At 64.8% G+C, this 19,051-nt stretch carries 20 protein-coding genes; 9 read left to right on the plus strand and 11 right to left on the minus strand.

Annotation, left to right across the window (positions count from 1 at the left end; genetic code table 11):
- Positions 1-73 precede the first annotated feature (73 nt).
- Entirely contained in the window at positions 74-883 is an 810-nt protein-coding gene (gene yidA / locus AB5Y72_RS00880; RefSeq protein ID WP_042077890.1) for a sugar-phosphatase, read from the plus strand.
- Between the two features lie 365 nt (positions 884-1,248).
- Positions 1,249-2,019, plus strand: a complete 771-nt coding sequence (locus AB5Y72_RS00885) for a gamma-glutamyl-gamma-aminobutyrate hydrolase family protein (RefSeq protein ID WP_042077892.1) — start codon at positions 1,249-1,251, stop codon at positions 2,017-2,019.
- Here the strand turns inward: AB5Y72_RS00885 and AB5Y72_RS00890 are convergent.
- From AB5Y72_RS00890 to AB5Y72_RS00920, 7 genes are all read right to left on the minus strand, one after another.
- Positions 2,016-2,420: a hypothetical protein gene (locus AB5Y72_RS00890; protein WP_042077893.1), complete on the minus strand. Its 405-nt coding sequence runs from the start codon at positions 2,418-2,420 to the stop codon at positions 2,016-2,018. The two genes, AB5Y72_RS00885 and AB5Y72_RS00890, sit on opposite strands and share 4 nt — an antisense overlap.
- A 106-nt stretch (positions 2,421-2,526) precedes the next feature.
- Positions 2,527-3,237 carry an HAD-IA family hydrolase gene (locus tag AB5Y72_RS00895; protein ID WP_042077895.1) on the minus strand — a complete coding sequence of 237 codons (711 nt, stop codon included), beginning with the start codon at positions 3,235-3,237 and terminating at the stop codon, positions 2,527-2,529.
- A 95-nt stretch (positions 3,238-3,332) separates the two neighbouring features.
- Entirely contained in the window at positions 3,333-4,307 is a 975-nt protein-coding gene (gene xerC, locus AB5Y72_RS00900; protein WP_219143392.1) for a tyrosine recombinase XerC, read from the minus strand.
- Entirely contained in the window at positions 4,300-4,980 is a 681-nt protein-coding gene (locus tag AB5Y72_RS00905) for a DUF484 family protein (RefSeq protein WP_042077897.1), read from the minus strand. Before AB5Y72_RS00905 ends, xerC begins: the two co-directional genes overlap by 8 nt.
- A gap of 81 nt (positions 4,981-5,061) precedes the next feature.
- The gene (gene dapF, locus AB5Y72_RS00910) at positions 5,062-5,892 is read right to left on the minus strand and encodes a diaminopimelate epimerase (protein WP_209793743.1); all 831 of its coding nucleotides are present in this window, start codon (positions 5,890-5,892) and stop codon (positions 5,062-5,064) included.
- A 64-nt stretch (positions 5,893-5,956) separates the two neighbouring features.
- The gene (gene lysA / locus AB5Y72_RS00915; protein ID WP_042077900.1) at positions 5,957-7,207 is read right to left on the minus strand and encodes a diaminopimelate decarboxylase; all 1,251 of its coding nucleotides are present in this window, start codon (positions 7,205-7,207) and stop codon (positions 5,957-5,959) included.
- Between the two features lie 20 nt (positions 7,208-7,227).
- Entirely contained in the window at positions 7,228-7,434 is a 207-nt protein-coding gene (locus AB5Y72_RS00920) for a lipoprotein (protein WP_219143391.1), read from the minus strand.
- A 73-nt stretch (positions 7,435-7,507) separates the two neighbouring features.
- On the opposite strand from AB5Y72_RS00920, the gene cyaY reads away from it, so the two are divergent.
- Entirely contained in the window at positions 7,508-7,822 is a 315-nt protein-coding gene (gene cyaY, locus AB5Y72_RS00925; protein WP_042077902.1) for an iron donor protein CyaY, read from the plus strand.
- Positions 7,819-8,472: an alpha/beta hydrolase gene (locus AB5Y72_RS00930; protein WP_219143390.1), complete on the plus strand. Its 654-nt coding sequence runs from the start codon at positions 7,819-7,821 to the stop codon at positions 8,470-8,472. Before cyaY ends, AB5Y72_RS00930 begins: the two co-directional genes overlap by 4 nt.
- Positions 8,473-8,562: 90 nt before the next feature.
- Here AB5Y72_RS00930 and AB5Y72_RS00935 read toward each other — a convergent pair whose 3' ends face one another.
- A complete protein-coding gene (locus AB5Y72_RS00935; protein ID WP_219143389.1) occupies positions 8,563-11,082 on the minus strand; it encodes a class I adenylate cyclase in 2,520 nt (839 codons plus the stop codon).
- 322 nt (positions 11,083-11,404) lie between these two features.
- On the opposite strand from AB5Y72_RS00935, the gene hemC reads away from it, so the two are divergent.
- Genes hemC through AB5Y72_RS00955 form a run of 4 tightly spaced genes read left to right on the plus strand, consistent with a single transcriptional unit; the run spans position 11,405 to position 15,362 of the window.
- Positions 11,405-12,334 carry a hydroxymethylbilane synthase gene (gene hemC, locus AB5Y72_RS00940; RefSeq protein WP_318162152.1) on the plus strand — a complete coding sequence of 310 codons (930 nt, stop codon included), beginning with the start codon at positions 11,405-11,407 and terminating at the stop codon, positions 12,332-12,334.
- 46 nt (positions 12,335-12,380) lie between these two features.
- Positions 12,381-13,115, plus strand: coding sequence for a uroporphyrinogen-III synthase (locus AB5Y72_RS00945; protein ID WP_219143388.1), 735 nt, complete (start codon positions 12,381-12,383; stop codon positions 13,113-13,115).
- Positions 13,112-14,188: a uroporphyrinogen-III C-methyltransferase gene (locus AB5Y72_RS00950; RefSeq protein ID WP_219143387.1), complete on the plus strand. Its 1,077-nt coding sequence runs from the start codon at positions 13,112-13,114 to the stop codon at positions 14,186-14,188. Before AB5Y72_RS00945 ends, AB5Y72_RS00950 begins: the two co-directional genes overlap by 4 nt.
- 10 nt (positions 14,189-14,198) lie before the next feature.
- Positions 14,199-15,362, plus strand: a complete 1,164-nt coding sequence (locus AB5Y72_RS00955) for a heme biosynthesis HemY N-terminal domain-containing protein (RefSeq protein ID WP_219143386.1) — start codon at positions 14,199-14,201, stop codon at positions 15,360-15,362.
- Between the two features lie 155 nt (positions 15,363-15,517).
- Here the strand turns inward: AB5Y72_RS00955 and AB5Y72_RS00960 are convergent, their stop codons facing one another.
- Together AB5Y72_RS00960 and glpX are read right to left on the minus strand one after the other, a co-directional pair.
- On the minus strand, positions 15,518-15,769 hold the full coding sequence (locus AB5Y72_RS00960) for a YkgJ family cysteine cluster protein (RefSeq protein WP_219143385.1): 252 nt from the start codon (positions 15,767-15,769) through the stop codon (positions 15,518-15,520).
- A gap of 248 nt (positions 15,770-16,017) precedes the next feature.
- Positions 16,018-17,028 carry a class II fructose-bisphosphatase gene (gene glpX / locus AB5Y72_RS00965; RefSeq protein ID WP_039040467.1) on the minus strand — a complete coding sequence of 337 codons (1,011 nt, stop codon included), beginning with the start codon at positions 17,026-17,028 and terminating at the stop codon, positions 16,018-16,020.
- A 219-nt stretch (positions 17,029-17,247) separates the two neighbouring features.
- Here glpX and AB5Y72_RS00970 point away from each other — a divergent pair, with 219 nt between their 5' ends.
- Entirely contained in the window at positions 17,248-18,306 is a 1,059-nt protein-coding gene (locus AB5Y72_RS00970) for a porin (protein ID WP_325783492.1), read from the plus strand.
- Positions 18,307-18,394: 88 nt separating this feature from the next.
- Here AB5Y72_RS00970 and AB5Y72_RS00975 read toward each other — a convergent pair whose 3' ends face one another.
- Positions 18,395-18,874, minus strand: a complete 480-nt coding sequence (locus AB5Y72_RS00975) for a GNAT family N-acetyltransferase (RefSeq protein WP_219143384.1) — start codon at positions 18,872-18,874, stop codon at positions 18,395-18,397.
- Between the last annotated feature and the right edge of the window lie 177 nt (positions 18,875-19,051).

Consider the following 19,051-nt stretch of genomic DNA (forward strand, 5'->3'; position numbering starts at 1 on the left):
GCGGCGATTTTCGCTACACTCGGCCTCCCCATGGCCCCACAGGGCGGGCCGGCCAGACTCAGGTAGTGAGAAGATGTACAAGCTGATCGCATTGGATATGGATGGCACCCTGCTGACCCCAGAGGGCCGGATCTCCCCCCGCACCCAGGCCGCCATCACGGCGGCTCGCGCCAGGGGCGTGACCGTGGTCCTGACCTCGGGTCGTCCGCTGGAAGGCATGACGGCCTATCTGGCCGAGCTCGGTCTCACCGGCCAGGATGACTACGTCATCTGCTACAACGGTGCCCTGGTGCAGCAGGTGGCGGAGCAGCGCATCATCCGCAGCCAGTTGCTGACCGGCAGCGACGCCAGCGCCATCGCCCACCTGGCCAGCGAGCTGGGGGTGAACGTTCACGGCTTCTCCGTGAGCCAGGGTCTCATCAGCCCCAGGGTCAGCCCCTACACCGAGCACGAGTCCCGGCTGATCAAGATGCCGATCAACCTGGTGGACTTCGCTACCCTGCCAGCCGACGAGCAGATCATGAAGGTGATGATGATAGACCCCGAGCCCCTGCTCTCCCGCGCCATCGCCCGGCTGCCCGCCGAGCTCTACGAGCGCTATACGGTGGTGCGCAGCTCCCCCTACTTCCTCGAGTTCATGAACAAGCGCAGCAACAAGGGCACCGGCGTGGCCGCCCTGGCGGAGCACCTGGGCCTGACCGCCGCCCAGGTGATCGCGGTGGGGGATGCGGGCAACGACCGCCACATGATCGAATATGCCGGGCTCGGCGTGGCCATGGGCAACGCCACCGACGAGATCAAGGCGCTGGCCCGGCACACCACCAGCCGCAACGACGAGGACGGCGTGGCCAGGGTGATAGAAGAGTTCATCCTGACAGCCTGAGTCGACGAGGGGCCCTGCGGGGCCCTTCTGCTATCCGGCCATCCGGGCCGAATGTTTAATATATCCACCATGAAATACCCTGGATCCCCGTCCGCCTCTCTACAACCCCCTTAAAATGGGACTCAACTTGGCTGAGCCACGCCATCGGTTAACATAGTTGCATCATTTCGTTTGACATATTGAACGGCCTTGGCAGACTGGAGTCAGGATCCAGGCTGTCGTTGCCCAGGCTGACCGACGATTCTGGCACCACGGCACGACCCTGATCCCATGACCATGCCTTGAGGCATGCCTTTGCGAGCACCCCACGGCAAGGGCCTTCCCAAGGCGCAGGATGAGGCCGACAAGGATAGTCAAGGTGACCTATGCCCAACCCCAGTTCCCATTCCAAACCCGTCGTGCTGATGACCATGGGAGCCCAGGCCCGTAGCGGCCACGCCTACCAGGTAATGACCCACAAATACATCACCCCCCTGGTGGAGATCAGCGGCTGCGTGCCCCTGCTGGTGCCCACCTGCTGTGGCACCGAGGATCTGGAGCAGTATCTGGATCTCGCCGACGGCGTCTATCTGAGCGGCGCCGGCTCCAACATTGATCCCACCCTCTACGGCCAGGACAACCTCACCCCGGAGAAACCCCAGGACAGGGACAGGGATCTGTTCGACATTCCCCTGGTGCGCGCCGCCATCGACAGGGGGCTGCCACTGCTCGGCATCTGCCGCGGCATGCAGGAGATCAACGTGGCCCTCGGCGGGGACATACATCAGAAGGTCTATTGCGAACCCGGCTATGCGGATCACAGGGAGGATGCGGACGATCCCGTGGATGAGCAGTATGGCCACAGCCACAGGGTGAGCCTGGTGCCCGGCACCTGGTTTGCGGAACTGATGGGGGAGCCGCAGATCCCGGTCAACTCCCTGCACGGCCAGGGGATCCGGCGGCTGGGGGCCGGGCTGGCGCCACTGGCCCACGCCGAGGATGGCCTGATCGAGGCGATCCACGCGCCGGCGCTGCCCCAGTTCACCCTGGCGGTGCAGTGGCACCCGGAGTGGAAGGCGACGGAGAACCCCCACTCCGTCAAGTTGTTCAAGGCGTTCGGTGACGCCTGCCGCCAATACCGGCAGCGGGCGGGCTAGTCGCCGAACCCCTTGCCCTTGAGCTTGGGCAGGGCACCGCGGGCAGGACGCAGGGTACGGCAGACATCCAGCCCCTTGAGACCTCGCTGGATATGGTCAGGCGCCTGCCCGAGCACGGCGCCGTTGCCGCGATAGAGGCGGGCCTCCTCCAGCTCGAACAGCTCGCCGCCGATGAGCAGCTGTTCCCGCCCCTCCACCACCTTGCCCCGCTTCAGGGGCAGGGTCATGTCCACCAGGATCTCGCCGGTGGCACACCCCTCGCGCCAGTGCGCCTCATCCGAGAAAGGAGAGATGGATATCTCCCGCCAGGAGCCGTCCCTGAACTCCACCCGGTAGCTGTCGCGCAGCAGATCGCACCCCGCCAGCACCATGGGGATGGCCAGCCAGATGACGCCCTTCATTCCACTCACCTCTGCACTCCCTTGTCAGTTCGCGCCAAGGACAAACAAACCGCCGTCCCCGCGCATCTTTTTCCCTGTCTCCGCCTGCTCATCCCAACGCCCCCGGTCACAGCAACAAGTCGGCCAGCTCGGAGAGCGCCCCCAGCTCCACGTCCGGCAGCAGCGACAGCGACTGCCAGGGCTGGCCGCGGTCGTTGAGCCAGGCGGCGCGAAAGCCGTGCAACCCGGCCCCCAGCACGTCGGTCTCGGGGTGATCCCCCACGTGCAGGATCCGGCCTGGGGCGAGGCCGAAGGCCTCTTGCACCTGCACGAACATGTCCGGCGCCGGCTTCATCCTGGCGCCCGCCCCGGCCTTGCAGACCAGGGTGAAGTAGCCAGCCAGACCCGCCAGCGCCAGATCCAGGTTGCCGTTGGTGATCACCGCCAGGGGATAACGCTCGGCAAGTCTGGCCAGCAGGTGATGGGTCCCCTCGCTCACCTCTATCTTCGAGCGCTCGGCGAGGAAGGCCGCGAACACCCGCGCCGCCTCCTGCTCCGCCAGCGCGGGGGCCATGCCCCCCTGCACCAGGGCCTCGCGAATGCCCTGCCGGCGCGCCAGGCTGACGTCCTGCCGCAGCTCGGGCCGGGCCAGCAGCAGCTGGCGCTTGAGCTCCAGCCAGCGCGGCTTGTCCAGCATGGCGGTGGCCAGGTATTCGCTGCGCAGGTGGCTCAACATCCACTGCTCGGCCCGTGCGATGGCGGGACCGTTGTCATAGAGGGTGTCGTCCAGATCGAACGAGATGGCGGCCACCGGCTGCCAGCGACGGTAAAACTGCATGGCTGTTCCTCTTTACTCCTCATCCTCCGGCGTTGCGGGATCCGGCTTGGCCCTGGCGACGTGGACATTGTCATCCCCGCAGATAACCCACCACATCACTCATCCTCCGGTGTTGCGGGATCCCGTCTGGCTCTCGGGTGGGCATTGTCATACACCTTGGCCAGGTGCTGAAAGTCGAGGTGGGTGTAGATCTGGGTGGTGGAGAGATCCGCATGGCCCAGCAGCTCCTGCACCGCCCGCAGATCGCCGGAGGACTCCAGCATGTGGGTGGCGAAGCTGTGGCGCAGCTTGTGGGGATGGACGTGGGCGTTGAGGGCCTGCTTGTTGCCCCAGCCGTCGAGCCGCTCCTGCACCGAGCGGGCCGACAGCCGCCGCTTGCGCTGGGAGACGAACAATGCCTCCCCCTCGTCGCCGGCCAGCAGGGGGCGCACCTTCAGCCACTTCTGCAGCCACTCCACCGCCATCCGTCCCATGGGCAGCACCCGCTCCCGCGCTCCCTTGCCGATCACCCTGAGCTGGCGCTCGTCCAGCTTCACGTCCGCGAGGTTCAGCCCCACCAGTTCGGCGAGGCGCAGGCCGGAGGAGTACATCAGCTCCATGATGGCGCGATCCCGCACCGCCAGCGGGTCCTGCTCGTCGGTGATGTTGAGCAGCTGGTACATCTCGTCCACGTCCAGGTTCTTGGGCAGCGGCCGCCCCAGCTTGGGGGTGGCGATACCCCGGGCGGGGTTGGCGGTGATCCGCCCCTGGCGCACCTGCCAGTCACAGAAGCTGCGCAGGGCGGAGAGCTTGGTGGCGAGCGAACGGGGGGCCAGCCCCCCCTTGTGCATCCGGGTCACCAGGCTGCGCACCTGGCTTCCCTCCAGGTGCGCCCAGTCGGTCAGGCCGAGACGCACCAGCTCGGCGGTCATGGCCTCCAGGTGCGCCTGGTAGTTGCTGCGGGTGTGTGGGCTGAGCTGACGCTCGACCCTCAGGTATTCGATAAAGGCCGCCAGTTCGTCGGCCAGTGCCGCCGGCAGGGGCTCGGCGGCTGACGGCACCTGGGTGGATCGGGTCGGCACCTTAGCCACGGGCCAGCTCGGGCAGGCGCAGTTGCAGCAGGCGACCCAGCTGGCCCAGCAGCAGGGTGTCGTTGTGGGGGGTGAAGTGGCTGGGATCCGAGCTCGCGAAGGCCAGCACGCCGAGCTCGCCGAGCCGCATCAGGGCCACCGAGTTGACCAGGACGTCGTTGCCGAACAGCGCCTGCTTCTCGCCCTGGTTGAGACGGCCGAAGTAGTAGTCAGTGCCCGGCAGGCGCTGGCCCAGCAGTTGATCGAGCTGCCGGCCCTCTGCCAGGAAACGCTGCTCGGGGCCGCTCAGCTGGAAATGCTTCGGACTGAGCCAGAGCCGCAGGCCGGTGAGCCGCAGCCGCTGCACGAAGGCCTTGCCCATCACGGCGCTCAGCTCGAACAGGGTCTGGCAGCCATAGATCTCCCCGTAGAGATCCGCGTAGACCCGGAAGATCCGCTCGTTCTCGCTGGCGACCCCCATCAGCTCGGTGATCTCCTGCTCCAGCTGCTCGATGCGCTCGCGCTGCCTGTCCAGCTGGCGCTCCACCAGGGAGACGGTGCCCTTCTGCGCATGGGGGATGCGGATCCGGTCCAGCATGGCCCCGTGGCGCTGGAAAAACTCGGGGTAACGGGCCAGGTACTCCAGCACTGTGGCTTCATCCACCAGTGATTCCTGCCGTTTGAGTTCGCTCATAACTTGGTTGATCCATCCGAAAAAGGGGCCAAGGGCCCCGATATGATCCGTTGTTGGAGCCGGGTTGCCCCGGCTCGCTCGCTATAACTCTATCTGGCCGTCGAACACGTGCTCGGCCGGTCCCGTCATGTAGACGGGCTGGCCCGGTCCCTTCCAAGCGATGGTCAGCTTGCCCCCCGGCAGGGTGACGGTGACCCGCTCCTTGAGCTTGCCCTGGCTGATGCCGACCACCACGGCCGCGCAGGCCCCGGTGCCGCAGGCGAGCGTCTCCCCCACCCCGCGCTCGAACACCCGCAGCTTGATTTCGCTGGCGCTGACCATCTCCATGAAGCCGACGTTGACCCGCTCGGGGAAGCGTTCGTGGCGCTCCATGATGGGCCCCAGGGTCTCCACCGGGGCGTCCGCCACCGAGGGCACCTCGATGACGCAGTGGGGATTGCCCATGGAGACGGCGCCGCACATCACAGTGTGCTCCTGGGCCCGCAGCAGGTAGGTCTTCTCCGCCTTCTGGGCCCGGAACGGGATCTTGCCCGGCTCGAACTGGGGTACCCCCATGTTCACCGTGACCTGGTTCTCCCCCTCCAGCTGCAATGTGATGCGGCCACGGGCCGTGCTGACCGCGATGCGATCCCGGTTGACCAGCCCCTTGAGGCGCACGAAGCGGGCGAAGCAGCGGGCCCCGTTCCCGCACTGCTCCACCTCGCTGCCGTCCGCATTGAAGATGCGGTAGTGGAAGTCGAGCTCGGGATCATAGGGCGGCTCCACCAGCAGCAGCTGGTCGAAGCCGATGCCGAAGTGGCGATCCGCCAGCTTCTTGATGATGTCGCTGCTGAAGAACACCTTCTGGGTGACGCCGTCCACCACCATGAAGTCGTTCCCCAGGCCGTGCATTTTGGAAAACTCAATCAACATCGCGCGTTCCTGTCTCACCGTTAATCACGCTCTCACATGGAGGAACGCAGAAAATCCATATCGATCAAGGCAGCAGGTGTTCGCCGCGCCAGAGATCGGCCAACTGCTCGCGCTCCCGGATGAGGTGGGCCTGGTCGCCGTCCACCAGCACCTCGGCCGCACGGGGACGGGTGTTGTAGTTGGAGGACATGGTGAAGCCGTAGGCCCCGGCGGAACGCACCGCCAGCAGGGAGCCCTCGGCGATCGCCAGGGTGCGCTCCTTGCCGAGGAAGTCGCCGGTCTCGCACACCGGGCCCACCACGTCGTACAGCGCCTTCTCGTGAGCCGCGCGGCTGTCCACCTCGATGATGTTCATCCAAGCGCCGTAGAGGGAGGGGCGCAGCAGATCGTTCATGCCGGCGTCGATCAGGGCGAAGTTGCGGGTCTCGCCGGGCTTCAGGAATTCCACCCGGGTCAGCAGCACGCCGGCGTTGGCGACGATGGCGCGACCCGGCTCGAACAGCAGGGTCAGATCCCGGCCCGCCAGCTTCTGCTTGAGCGCCTCGGCGTACTCGGTGGGGTGCGGCGGCTGTTCGGCGCCGTAGTTGACCCCCAGGCCCCCGCCCACGTCCAGGTGGTGAATGTGGATGCCTTCCGCCGCCAGCTCGTCGATGAGCCTCAGCAGCTTGTCCGCCGCCTCCATAAAGGGATTGAGCTCGGTGAGCTGGGACCCGATATGGCAATCCACCCCCTTGATCTCGATGTGGGCCATGGCCGCCGCCTTGCGGTAGATGGCGGGCGCCTGCTCGATGGGGATGCCGAACTTGTTCTGCTTGAGGCCGGTGGAGATGTAGGGATGCGTGCCGGCGTCGATATCGGGGTTGACCCGCACCGAGACCCGCGCCTTCTTGCCCATGCTGCCAGCGACCCGGTTCAGGCGCTCCAGCTCGGCTTCCGACTCCAGGTTGAAGCAGAGGATCTCTTTTTCCAGCGCGAGGCGCATCTCGGCCTCGCTCTTGGCGACGCCGGAGAAGACCACCTTGGCCGGATCACCGCCCGCCGCCAGCACCCGTGACAGCTCCCCGCCGGAGACGATGTCAAAGCCCGAGCCGAGGCGCGCCAGCAGGTTGAGCAGGGCAAGGTTGGAGTTGGCCTTGACCGCGTAGCAGATCAGGTGGGGGATGTCGCCCGCCGCCTGGTCGAAGGCGTGCCAGTGGCGTTCCAGGGTGGCGCGGGAATAGACATAGAGCGGTGTGCCGTACTGCTCGGCAAGCCGTTGCAGGGGAAGCTGTTCGGCCTGAAGCTGACCGTCTGCGTCGTAGTTAAAGTGATCCAAGGGGGCGGTTCCTTCCTAGATTATTGCGGCGCGGCCTCTGAGGCCGGTTTGGCGGTCGCAGGCGAGACGGCTTGCGGTGTACTCTCTGTCTTGGGCTGTGCCGGTGCCTGCTCGGCAGGCGCGCTCTGTTCGGCCGGCGGCATGTAGAGCGGCCCCGTCAGGCCACAGGCGGCCAACCCGAGCGACAGCGACGCGGCAAACAGGCACTTGGTGAACTGGGTAATCATAATGGTTCGCTGCGAAAAAATTTTTGGCCCTCTATAATCGCACTCACATTGTTAAAAGCAACAGGATAAACCGATGAAGGATCACGAGTATCACGCCCTGACCGACGCCTTTTTCCAGTATGTGGAAGACGTCATCGACGAGGGGTATCCGGATATCGACTGCGAACGGGCCGGTGGCGTGCTGACCCTGAGTTTCGAGAACAAGACCAAGGTCATCATCAACAAGCAGGAACCCCTGCACCAGATCTGGGTCGCCACCCGGGAGAACGGCTTCCACTTCGAGCTGCGCGGCGACAGCTGGATCGACAACCGCTTCGGCGACGAGCTCAAGACTCTGCTGACCCGGGCCTGTACCAGCCAGGCCGGTGAGCCCGTGGTCTTCCCATGATCGACCTGCACCCCCAGGGTGCCCGCCATGCGGTAGTGTGGCTGCACGGGCTGGGTGACTCAGGCGCCGGCCTCGCCCCCCTGGTGGAGGCGCTGGCCCTGCCCGCCGACCTGCCCATCCGCCACCTGCTGCCAGACGCGCCCGAGCGGCCCATCACCATCAACATGGGCTACCGGATGCGCGGCTGGTACGACATCAAGAGCTTCGAGGACCCGGCGGATCGCGCCGTGGCCTCCCATGTGCACGAATCGTCCACCCGGATCGCGGCCCTGCTGGATCGGCTGGTGACCGAAGGCTTCGCCCCCGAGCGCATCGTGCTGGCCGGCTTCTCCCAGGGGGGCGTCATCGCCGCCGAGACCGCCCTGCGCTATCCGGTGCCCCTGGCAGGCCTGCTCTGCATGTCCACCTACCTGGCGGCCCCCGATACCCTGCTGGGGGAGATGAGCGAGGCCGCCCGCGACCTGCCCATCTGCTACATGCACGGCATCTACGACGACGTGGTGAGCCTCTCCATGGGTTGGGACGCCAAGAACCGGCTGGAAGCGGCGGGACTCAGCCCCGAATGGCACGAGTACCCCATGCGCCACGAGATCTGCCGCCCCCAGCTCGACGACATCCGTCGCTGGCTGCTGGCCCGCCTAAGCGCCTGACAGCCCCCCCAAATACGACAACGGCCTGCATCATGCAGGCCGTTTGCTTTTATCCCTTATGGCGATGCGTGGCTCCTCACCCCGCATTCATCACCCCACTTCCCGGGCCGCCCCCGGATTGTCCCGCTGCGGGTTCTGGCTGCGGTAGGGGATCACCTCCAGCTTGTCGCCCACCTGCACGATCTCGTAGTACTGGGGCAGGTTGAAGTTGCTGAACTGGCCCGCATTGCTGAACCGCTCGTGGCCCGAGGTGTAGAAGCGGTTCACCCCTTGCACCAGCTCGTCCTTGTTGCCGGCGAAGTGCTGGTAGATCTCCACCCGGTTCGCCTCGTCCAGGATATAGATGTTGGTGCCCGCATCCCGGGTATCGAAGAAGAACTGCACCAGCCCTTCGCTGGCGTAGGCGTCGACGATGCCGGGCAGGTGCTGGCTGTGGGTCTTGTCGAGGCGCAGCGGCAGGTGATCCAGCTTGTTGTGGGAGATGTGGCGGTAGAAGTCGATGGCGTTCTCCAGCTTCTTGACCGACACCCCGCGCCGCTCGAAGAAGATGCCGTACTTCTCCTTGCCGAGCGCCAGGGTCTTGACCAGCTGCTGCTTGTCCCGGGCAAGGCGCAGCTCGATGCACTCGGCCACCAGCTGCTGGAAGCGGGTGCGCACCAAGGAGCGGAAGTGCTGGCTGTAGCAGAACACCTCTATCATCTCGGGGGCGGCGGCATCCTGGTGCATCTTGCCGAGTATGGTGGTGAGGGCGTCCACCACCGCCTCCTCCCCCTGGAAGTGCAGGGTGCGGATCTCGCTCCAGGAATTGCGATAGACCAGATCCACCGATCCTACCAGACACTCCTGGTTGCGACCGAACGAGAAGACGTCCGCGGCGTTGGCGTCAAACTCGATCACCTGCCCCACCCAGTGGCTGGACGGGTCCGTCTCCAGGTTCAGGAAGATGGAGAGCTGGCGGATCTCGCACGGCCGGCTCAGGGCCAGGTTGGTGGCGCGCGGGTACTTGACCGGGAAGGTCCCGGACAGATCGCGGCAGAACTGGTGCAGGTTGTCGATGTGCAGATCCGAGCCCTGGTTGAACAGGTGCACCCGGGACTGGGGGGTCAGCAGGCCGTTGAAATAGGCCCAGGCCACCAGCTTGCTGATGTAGCCGTTATATTCGAGCGGCGCCCGGCCTATGATGTCGGCGGGCTCGAGGGAATGCTTGTAGAGATACCAGCCGGCACGGTTCAGGCGGCCATGGGGCACCTGCACCAGGCTGAGGTCCGGCTCGCCGAGATCCGGCGCTATCTTGAGGTTGATGCGCTGCACCTTGCCCGGCAGGCTCTCGAACGCGGCATAGAGCTTGCGCGACAAAATGCCGATGTCTTCCGGGTTGATGGACTCGCTGATGTTGTTGCGCCGGGCGAACTGGATGAGGTTGCGGTAGCTCTGCATCAGGGCCTCCAGCAACTCGGCGTAAGCCACCTTGACGTCCTCCACCTTCCACTCCTGACGGTGATCCAGGTGGTAAAGCCGCTCCGGGCTCCAGCCCCAGTAGGCCACCAGCTGGGCCATCTGCTCCCGGCGCCAGTCCGGGGAGTGATCTTCCTTGGGATGGCTCAGGCCGTCACACACCTTGAGGTAGAAACAGCGGCGCACCAGATCGAGGCGCTGCATGTCGCCGATGGACTTGAGGTAGTTCGTCACCTTGTCCAGCATCAGGCAGTAGTTGTCGAGGCGGTAGTGCATCCCCTCATTGTGCTGGAACCAGTCGCGGCTGGTCACCGACAGCAGCCGGGTGTTGGGATACTCGTGGGAGTAGGCCTCCATCAGCACCGACTTGAGCACCGCCTTGTAGGGGGAGTCGATGCCCTTGTAGAGCTGCCAGAGGGCGGAGCCGAAGTACTCCTCGGCCGGAATGCGGTTGAAGCCGCCGAGATCGAGCCAGTCATCCTGGCTCAGCTTGCCGTGGGCAAACAGGCCCTTCACATAGTCGTCGTAGTGATCGTCATAGTCGCTCGGTACCAGATACCAGAGCAGCCGCTTGCCGGCGATGTGCATGGCGCTGCGATAGAACTCGTCGAGCAGCAGCAGGTGCTGGGCGCTGCCGCAGCTCTCCCCCTGCATCTGGGCATCGTTGCGCTGGCGGAACTTGTCCTCGGGGATCAGGAAGAAGTTGAGATCGACCCCCCGCTGCTCCGCCCAGAGGGAGAGGTGCTGGCACTTCTGCTCCAGCAGGGCGAGGCGATCCTGGGACAGGCCGGCCACGTGGCAGACCCAGATGTCGAGATCCGAGTGGCAACACTGGCCGATGGAGGAGGTGCTCCCCATGGAGTAGAGGCCCTGGATCGACTTGTCGTGGGTGCTGAGCCCCCCCTGGCAGTTGGCGTTCTGGCAGAGATCCTGGATGAAGGCCTGCTGGGCGTCGTTGGCGACGAAACTCCAGATGCCATGAGGCACGTCCCCTGCCACATAACCGGGCAGCAGGGGATGGTTGAAGTGCAGCATGACGGGCAGCAGGTGGAAAACCTGCTGCCCGTAGCGACTCATGAGATCCAGCGCCCGTTGCGTCTTGAGACGATTGAGTTCGTCGTAGCGCGCCACCAGCGTGTCGAGTTTTACCAGCAATGCCCTACCTATCGGGGATAGAAATGACGCACCAAAACGGGGAGACGTCAAAAAAGTGTGATCATGTTAACAATGCAAACAGCAGTGGTAAACAAGCCCGCACACAATCACCGGATTATTTCTGGGCGGTCTCGCAAAGGTATCATTGGAAAGCAATAAAACACTTTAATTTCAATATATTAAAATCAATTCCAGGCGGAATGAAAATTAATTTCGGCCACTGTTTTTGAGCTTGGCCCCGCTTTTGCGGGCTGCGCCATGAAAGCCCCTGCAAAGGGTGGTAAGATCGTTTTCCTCTCTAAAGATGAAACAACTGATTGATATGGCAGCCCGAACCCTGAGAATCGCCACTCGCAAGAGCCCACTGGCCCTGTGGCAGGCCAACTTTGTGAAAGATCGGCTGGAGGCACTCCATCCCGATCTGCAGGTCGAACTGGTGCCCATGAGCACCCAGGGTGACAAGATCCTGGATACCCCGCTCGCCAAGGTCGGTGGCAAGGGGCTGTTCGTCAAGGAGCTGGAGACTGCCATGCTGGAGGGGCGGGCCGACATCGCGGTCCACTCCATGAAAGACGTGCCGGTGGAGTTTCCCGAGGGGCTTGGCCTGCACACCATCTGCGAGCGGGAAGACCCGCGCGATGCCTTCGTCTCCAACCGTTTCAGCCAGATAGACGAGCTGCCCCAGGGGGCCGTGGTCGGCACCTCCAGCCTGCGCCGCCAGTGCCAGCTGCGGGCCGCCCGCCCGGACCTGGTGATCCGCGACCTGCGCGGCAACGTCAACACCCGCCTCGCCAAGCTGGACGCCGGTGACTACGACGCCATCATCCTCGCCGCCGCCGGCCTGAAACGGCTGGAGATGGCCCATCGCATCGCCGCCTTCATCGAGCCGGAGCAGAGCCTGCCCGCCAACGGCCAGGGGGCGGTTGGCATCGAATGCCGCCTGGACGATGTTGAGCTGCACGCCCTGCTGGCGCCGCTGGAGCACGCCGAGACCCGCATCCGGGTGCTGACCGAGCGGGCCATGAACCGCGCCCTGCAGGGGGGCTGCCAGGTCCCCATCGGAGCCTATGCCCTGGTGCAGGGGGAGGAAGTCTGGCTGCGCGGCCTGGTGGGCAGCCCGGACGGCACCCGGGTCATCCGCGACGAGATCCGCGGGCCCCTGGCCGAGGGCGAGGCCCTGGGGGAGCGGCTGGCCCGGCGCCTGCTGGCCTACGGGGCCGATGCCATCCTGGCCGAGGTCTACCGGGCATGAGCGCGGACCGGTTGGTCATCCGGTCCCTGGCGATGGGGAAGATCTGATGGTCCCCTTGGTGGTGCGCCCGGCCGCCCAGGCCGCCGAGCTGGCGACACTGCTGCGCCAGCAGGGCCACGCACCGCTCTGCTGCCCGCTGCTGGAAACCGTGGCGGGCAGCGACCTCCCCCGCCTGGCTGACATGCTGCAAAATGCCGACCTCGTTATCGCCGTCAGCGTGCATGCAGTTCATTTTGCTCATCATTTTCTGTTGCAAACTGGTCAGACCTGGCCACATATTGAGTACTTTGCGGTCGGCCAGGCCAGCGCGGACGCCTTCGCCGAGGCGGGCATCCAGGCGCTGCGCCCGGACGATCCCCGCAGCGAAGGCCTGCTGGCCCTGCCCGGCCTGCAACAGGTGAACGGCAAGCGGGTACTGATCCTGCGCGGCAACGACGGGCGGGATCTCATCGCCCGGACGCTGGCCTCACGCGGCGCACTGGTGCACTATTGTGCCACCTACGAGCGCCACTACCCCGATCTTGACGGGGACGCATTGACCCGCCGCTGGCAGGCGGCCGGCCTCGACAGCCTGCTCATCACCAGCGGTGAACTGCTGCAGCGGTTGCTGGCCCTGGTGCCCGGCCCGCAGCACCCCTGGCTCCATGACCGCCTGCTGGTGGTGCCCAGTCCCCGGGTGGCCGAGATGGCCGAGGGAGCTGGTTTTACCCGTATCGTGATTGCCCAAGGTGCATCCAACCAGGCTCTGGTGGCCGCCCTGGAACTGAGGAAGATGGAATGACTGAACAGCAAGAAGTCCAGCCGAGTGCCGCGGCCCCCGTGGCCGACAACAACAAGCCAGGCCAGAAGGCCCCTGCCGGCAAGAAAGGCGGCTCCGGCGCCGTGCTCGGCGGCATCGCAATCCTGCTGGCCCTAGGGCTGACCGGCGGCCTCTACCTGCACGGCCACAAGAATGCCGTCACCCAGCAGGGGGAGATAGGCGCCCTCAAGCAGCAGCTGGCCGAGGTCATGGGCAAGCTGGAGCAGAGCAGCAGCAAGGATGCCGAACAGATCGGCGCCCTCGGCAAGAGCCAGCAGCAGTTGCAGGAGGCCCTGGGCGCCCTGCAGACCAAGGTGCTGGATCTCGACGACAAGAGGCCCAACGACTGGATGCTGGCCGAATCCGAATACCTGGTCCGCATGGCGGGCCGCAAGCTGTGGCTCGAACACGACCTTATCTCCGCCATCACCTTGCTCGGCAATGCCGACGAGCGAATCAAGGCGCTCAACGATCCCAGCCTGATGCCCATTCGCAAGGCGCTGGCGGAAGACATCGCCCAGCTCAAGGGGATGCCGCGGGTCGATCGCGAGGGGCTGACCCTGAAGCTGGCCGCCCTCTCCGATCAGATCGAGCTGCTGCCCCTCTCCACCGTCAGCATGCCCGAAGCCAAGAGCGAGCCCGACCAGACCGTCAGCACCAACCCGGACGAGTGGCAGAGCAATCTCAAGAAGAACTGGGTCAAGTTCACCGAGAACTTCATCACCATCCGCCGCCGCGACGGCGCCGTGGAGGCCCTGCTCTCCCCGCAGCAGGAGATCTTCCTGCGGGAGAACCTCAAGACCAAGCTGCTGCAGGCCCAGCTCGCCGTCTATCGGGAGCAGCAGGCGCTCTACACCGACAGCCTGGAGAAGGCCCAGCGCTGGCTGACCCAATACTTCGACACTGAAAACAGCGCCACCCACTACATGCAGACCGAGCTCGACAAGCTCAAAGGGGAGCAGATCCAGTTCGACTATCCGGATCAGTTCAAGACCCAGGCCATGCTGGAGCAGGTGCTGACCGAGCGCCTGCAACGCATCCTGGCCGGCAACTGAGGAGGAGACCATGATTCGTCTGATCGTCATAGTCGCCGTCATGGTGACGGGCCTCGTCTTCGGTCCCGAAGCCTCAGGTAACAAGGGTTATGTGCTCATCTCGCTCGGCAACTACACGGTGGAGTCCTCAGTCACCAGCGCGGTGATCCTGGCGGTGCTGTTCTACGGCGCCCTGCTCATCGTCGAGTGGCTGCTCGGCCGGGTGTTCGGCCTGCGCCGCAAGACGCAAGGCTGGTTCGGTTCCCGCCGTCGCCGCAAGGCGAACCTGCAAACCGTCAACGCCACCCTGGCCATGGCCGAGGGGCACTACAACCAGGCCGAGAAGCTGCTCATCAAGGGCGCCGACAACAGCGACACCCCGCTGCTCAACTACCTGAGCGCCGCCCGGGTGGCCCAGGCCCGTGGCGATGACGTGCGCCGGGACCACTACCTGCAGAAAGCCCAGGAAGAGAACCCCAAGGCGGAGCTGGCACTGACCCTGATCCAGACCCAGCTGCAGATCGAGCAGGGCCAGTACGACAGCGCCCTCGGCCGCCTCGAATCCATCTATGCCCTGCATCCACGTCACCCCATGGTGCTGGATCAGCTGCGTCAGGTGTACCTAGCCCGTGAGGACTGGACGGCCCTGATCGATCTCGCCCCGGCCCTGCGCAAGGTGGGCAAACTGACGGCCCAGCAGGAGGAGGCCCTGCTGCACCAGGCCTGGACCGGCCGGCTGGAGGCCGCCAGCGGTGCGCTGGAGACCCTGCGCCCGGTCTGGCAGGGGATGCCCCGCAAGCTGCGCCAGGAGCCCGTGCTGCTGGCCAGCTACGGAGATCACCTGCGCCGGCTGGGCGCCGATGCCGAGGCCGCCGATCTCTGGCTGGAGGCCCTGCGCAAGGATCCCACCCCCGAGCTGTTTGCCCGCCTGCCCAGGCTCAAGCTGGACGACTACCAGCCCATGCTGGCCCTGCTCAGAAAGATCCAGGATCAGCCCGGTGCCGAAGCGGCGCTGGCACGGGTCTGCCTGCTGGCCGGTCAGCTGGACGAAGCCCAGCGCCTGCTGGAGCAGGAGGTGGCGAAGGCACCGGATGCCGCCCTCTACCACGCCCTCGGCCAGGTGATGGACAAGCGCAGGCTCACCAACAAGGCCAACGAGTATTACCGTCAGGCTCTGCAACTGGCGGACGTCTGACCCTTGCCCGTCACGGAACAAAAAGAGGCCGCAATTGCGGCCTCTTTTTATTGGGATGGCGCCGAATGGCGGCTCTCCCTTCTCCCCTCGCGGGAGAAGGGTCGGGGATGAGGGGGTACAAGCCCCCCTTCTCCCTGAGGGAGAGGGTCAAGGGCTCAGGCCGTCAGCCGCTCCAGCTCGCCGATCAGCCAGATGGCCTCCTGGCGATGGGAGCCGCACACGTCCGCCATGGGCTGAAAGCCGCCGCACACCGCCGGGCGCTCCGGCTGACCGAAGATCTTGCACCCCAGGTGCGCATCGAGCTGCACACAGGGCACCCCGGCCGGTTTGCCGTCCGGCATGCCGGGAATGGCACTGCTGATGCTGGGGGCGATGCAGCAGGCACCGCATCCCTGACGACATTCCATGTGATTTTTCCTCTGTATGGCACCGCAGTGTAGCAAGGAGTCCGGTTTCTCCTAAGCCTTATCCCTGCCCGGGCACCCTGGCGCTCTGCAGAGCGCAAAAAGCCCGGCAGTGCCGGGCTTTTTGCTGCGGGAGTCAGCGCATCACAGGATGATGTCGCGTACCACGCTGTCCTTGCGATCCAGGAAGTGGATCGACTCGTTACGACGGCATGAGAGTTCGTGACTTGCCGCCACAGCCATTCTCCTGCTTACAGGATGATGTCACGTACCACGCTGTCTTTACGATCCAGGAAGTGGATCGACTTGATGCGGCGAATGGTGCGCGATTTGCCGCGGATCAGCAGGGTCTCGGTGGTGGCCATGACGCCGTCGCTGGTGATCCCTTCCAGCAGGTCACCCTTGGTGATGCCGGTGGCCGAGAAGATGACGTTGTCATTCTTGGCCAGATCTTCGAGCTTGAGCACCTTGCTCACGTCGATGCCCAGCTCCTCGCAGCGGGCGATCTCCTGTTCACCCAGGGCGCGCACCTCGGGGCTGTCACCCTTGACCTGGTGACGGGGGATCAGGCGGGCCTGCATGTCGCCGTCCAGGGCGCGGATCACCGCGGCGGAGATCACCCCTTCCGGGGCGCCACCGATGCCGTAGAGCATGTCCACTTCGCTGTCCGGCAGACAGGTGAGGATGGAGGCCGCCACGTCGCCGTCGGGAATGGCGAACACCCGCACCCCCAGCCCCTGCATCTCCTTGATCGCCTTGTCATGACGTGGCTTGGCCAGGGTGATGACGGTCAGACGGGAGAGGGGCTTGCCGAGCGCCTTGGCCACGGCCTTGAGGTTCAGCTCCAGGGCCTGATCGAGATCGATGGCGCCTCTCGCCTTGGGGCCCACGATCAGCTTCTCCATGTACATGTCGGGGGCCTTGAGGAAGGAGCCCTTGTCGCCCACCGCCAGCACGGCCAGGGCATTGGCCTGACCCATGGCGGTCATGCGGGTTCCCTCGATGGGGTCGACCGCGATGTCCACGGCGTCGCCCTGACCCGTGCCCACCTTCTCGCCGATGTAGAGCATGGGAGCTTCGTCGATCTCCCCTTCGCCGATCACAATCTCGCCATCGATCTGGATCTGATTGAGGATGTGGCGCATGGCCGCCACGGCCGCGCCATCGGCGATATTCTTGTCACCACGTCCGAGCCACTTGTAGCCGGCCAGTGCAGCCGCTTCCGTCACTCGGGAAAATTCGATTGCCAGTTCACGTCTCATCGCATATCCAACCTTAGGAGCTCGAAAACGGGCGGCATTCTATCACAAGGGCAAACCTTTGCGCGTAAAAGTGGCGGCCAGCCATATAAATCGCGGACTTTCATCCAATTGACACCAAACTGCCACGGCTTGTTCACCGCATCGTCACCCTGCCGTCATCTGCCGCTTCTAGCATGGCCCCGTCTTTTAAAACAGCAGCTTGCAACACAAGGGATCATGATGAAAAAGCTCACAGTAGTGACATTGGCTCTCACCGCCGCCTTCCAGGCCCAAGCCGTCGAAGTCTACAAGAACGAAAGCACCCTGCTCGACCTCTACGGTCGCATCTACGCCGGCCAGTTCTTCGGCGAGAAGAAGGAGCTGGATGCCAACGGTGACATCAAGAACGAGTACAGCGACAAGCAGGGTGCCAACCAGTTTGTCCGCCTGGGTGCCAAGGCAGAGAGCGAGATCAACCCGGGTCTCAAGGCGCTGGCCCAGTACGAGCTGCAGATGTACATCAACGACAGCGAGAAGACCGTCAGCGAAAACTCCGACAACATGCGCACCCGTCTGGCCTTCGCCGGGGTGGGTGCCGACTGGGGCAACGTCACCTTCGGTCGCCAGAAGGGGGCCCCGGGTTTCCTGGCTGACTGGACCGATGTCTCCCTCTCCGACGGCTACGGCAACGAGGCGCTGGGCGCCAAGACCGACACCTTCGCCACCAACCGTGCCGGCTCGGTGCTGAAGTACTCCGGCCTGTTCAACGGCTTCCAGGTAGACACCAGCTACAAGTTCGACGGCGGTGACACCGAAGAGACCACCAGCAAGGACAGCGATGCCGCCTACGGCGCCGCCCTGGCCTATACCTTCCCGTTCAACCTGGCCCTGGGTACCGCCTACAACGTGGGGATCCGCGACAAGAGCGGTGAAGAGGATGCCAAGCTGTGGCTGCTTTCCGCCAAGTACGACAACAAGGCCGTCTACGCCGCCCTGAGCTATGCCGACGGCAGCGACTTCCTGGCCACCGGCAAGGATCACACCGGCTGGGAAGGGGCGCTGGGCTACAACTTCGAGAACGGCTTCGGCCTGATGGCCCTGTGGAACAAGCAGAAGGTGGAGCAGAGCGGCAAGTCCGACTACGACTCCATCGACTACTACACCCTGGGTGCCCAGTACAAGTTCAACAAGAACCTGCGCGTCATCGGCGAGTACCGCATCAACAACCTCGACAGCAATGACAGCGGCAAGCTGAACACCAAGGATGACTTCCAGCTGGCGGCCCGCTACGACTTCTAAGTCGGCCCCAAGCTGAACCCAAAAAAACGGCGCGCAGAACCCTCTGCGCGCCGTTTTTCATTTGGCGAGATCGCATTGTCACTGCGGCTCAGAGCTTCTTCTGCCAGAACAGGGCCCGGCCCACCTCGGGAATGAGCTCATAGCCCGCAAAACCGCTCGCCTTGTAGGCGGCCTGGGCCACCTTGTTGCCCTCCAGCACCTCCAGGGTCAGCTTGCAGCAACCGAGCTCCCGGGCGAGTCGCTCCGCCTCCGCCAGCAGCCGCTTGCCGATGCCGCGGCCGCGCTGGGCCGGGTGCACCGCCAGATCGTGGATATTGAGCAGCGGCTGGCAGGCGAAGGTCGAGAAGCCCTCGAAGCAGGTGGCAACGCCAGCGGGCTCCCCATCGACCCAGGCCAGCAGCACGTGGGCACCGGGGCGCGCGGCCAGGGCATTGGCCAGATTCGCCTTCACCTCGTTCGCCAGCGCACTGCCGCCCCCCATCTCGTCCCTGGCGTATGCGTCCAGCATCGCGATCAGCGCCTCGCCGTGACGAGGGTTGTGCAGATCCGCCCTGATGATCTCGACCATGTTTCTCTCCCTGTGTGTTCCGGATGGTGCGCCAAGGCGCGAGGCCACCATGGTAGCCTCCCCCCCGAACCGAACCAAGGCTCCCCCGGCCTTTTCCCCCAAGGCTCCAGCCACCCTCAGAGCCTGCCCGCCAATGATCTCTTTTTCTTGCATCTTCTCCTTGCAAGGCAAATGAAA

The sequence above is a fragment of the Aeromonas sp. R7-4 genome (genome assembly GCF_040908055.1).
In the GTDB taxonomy this organism is placed as follows: domain Bacteria; phylum Pseudomonadota; class Gammaproteobacteria; order Enterobacterales; family Aeromonadaceae; genus Aeromonas; species Aeromonas sanarellii.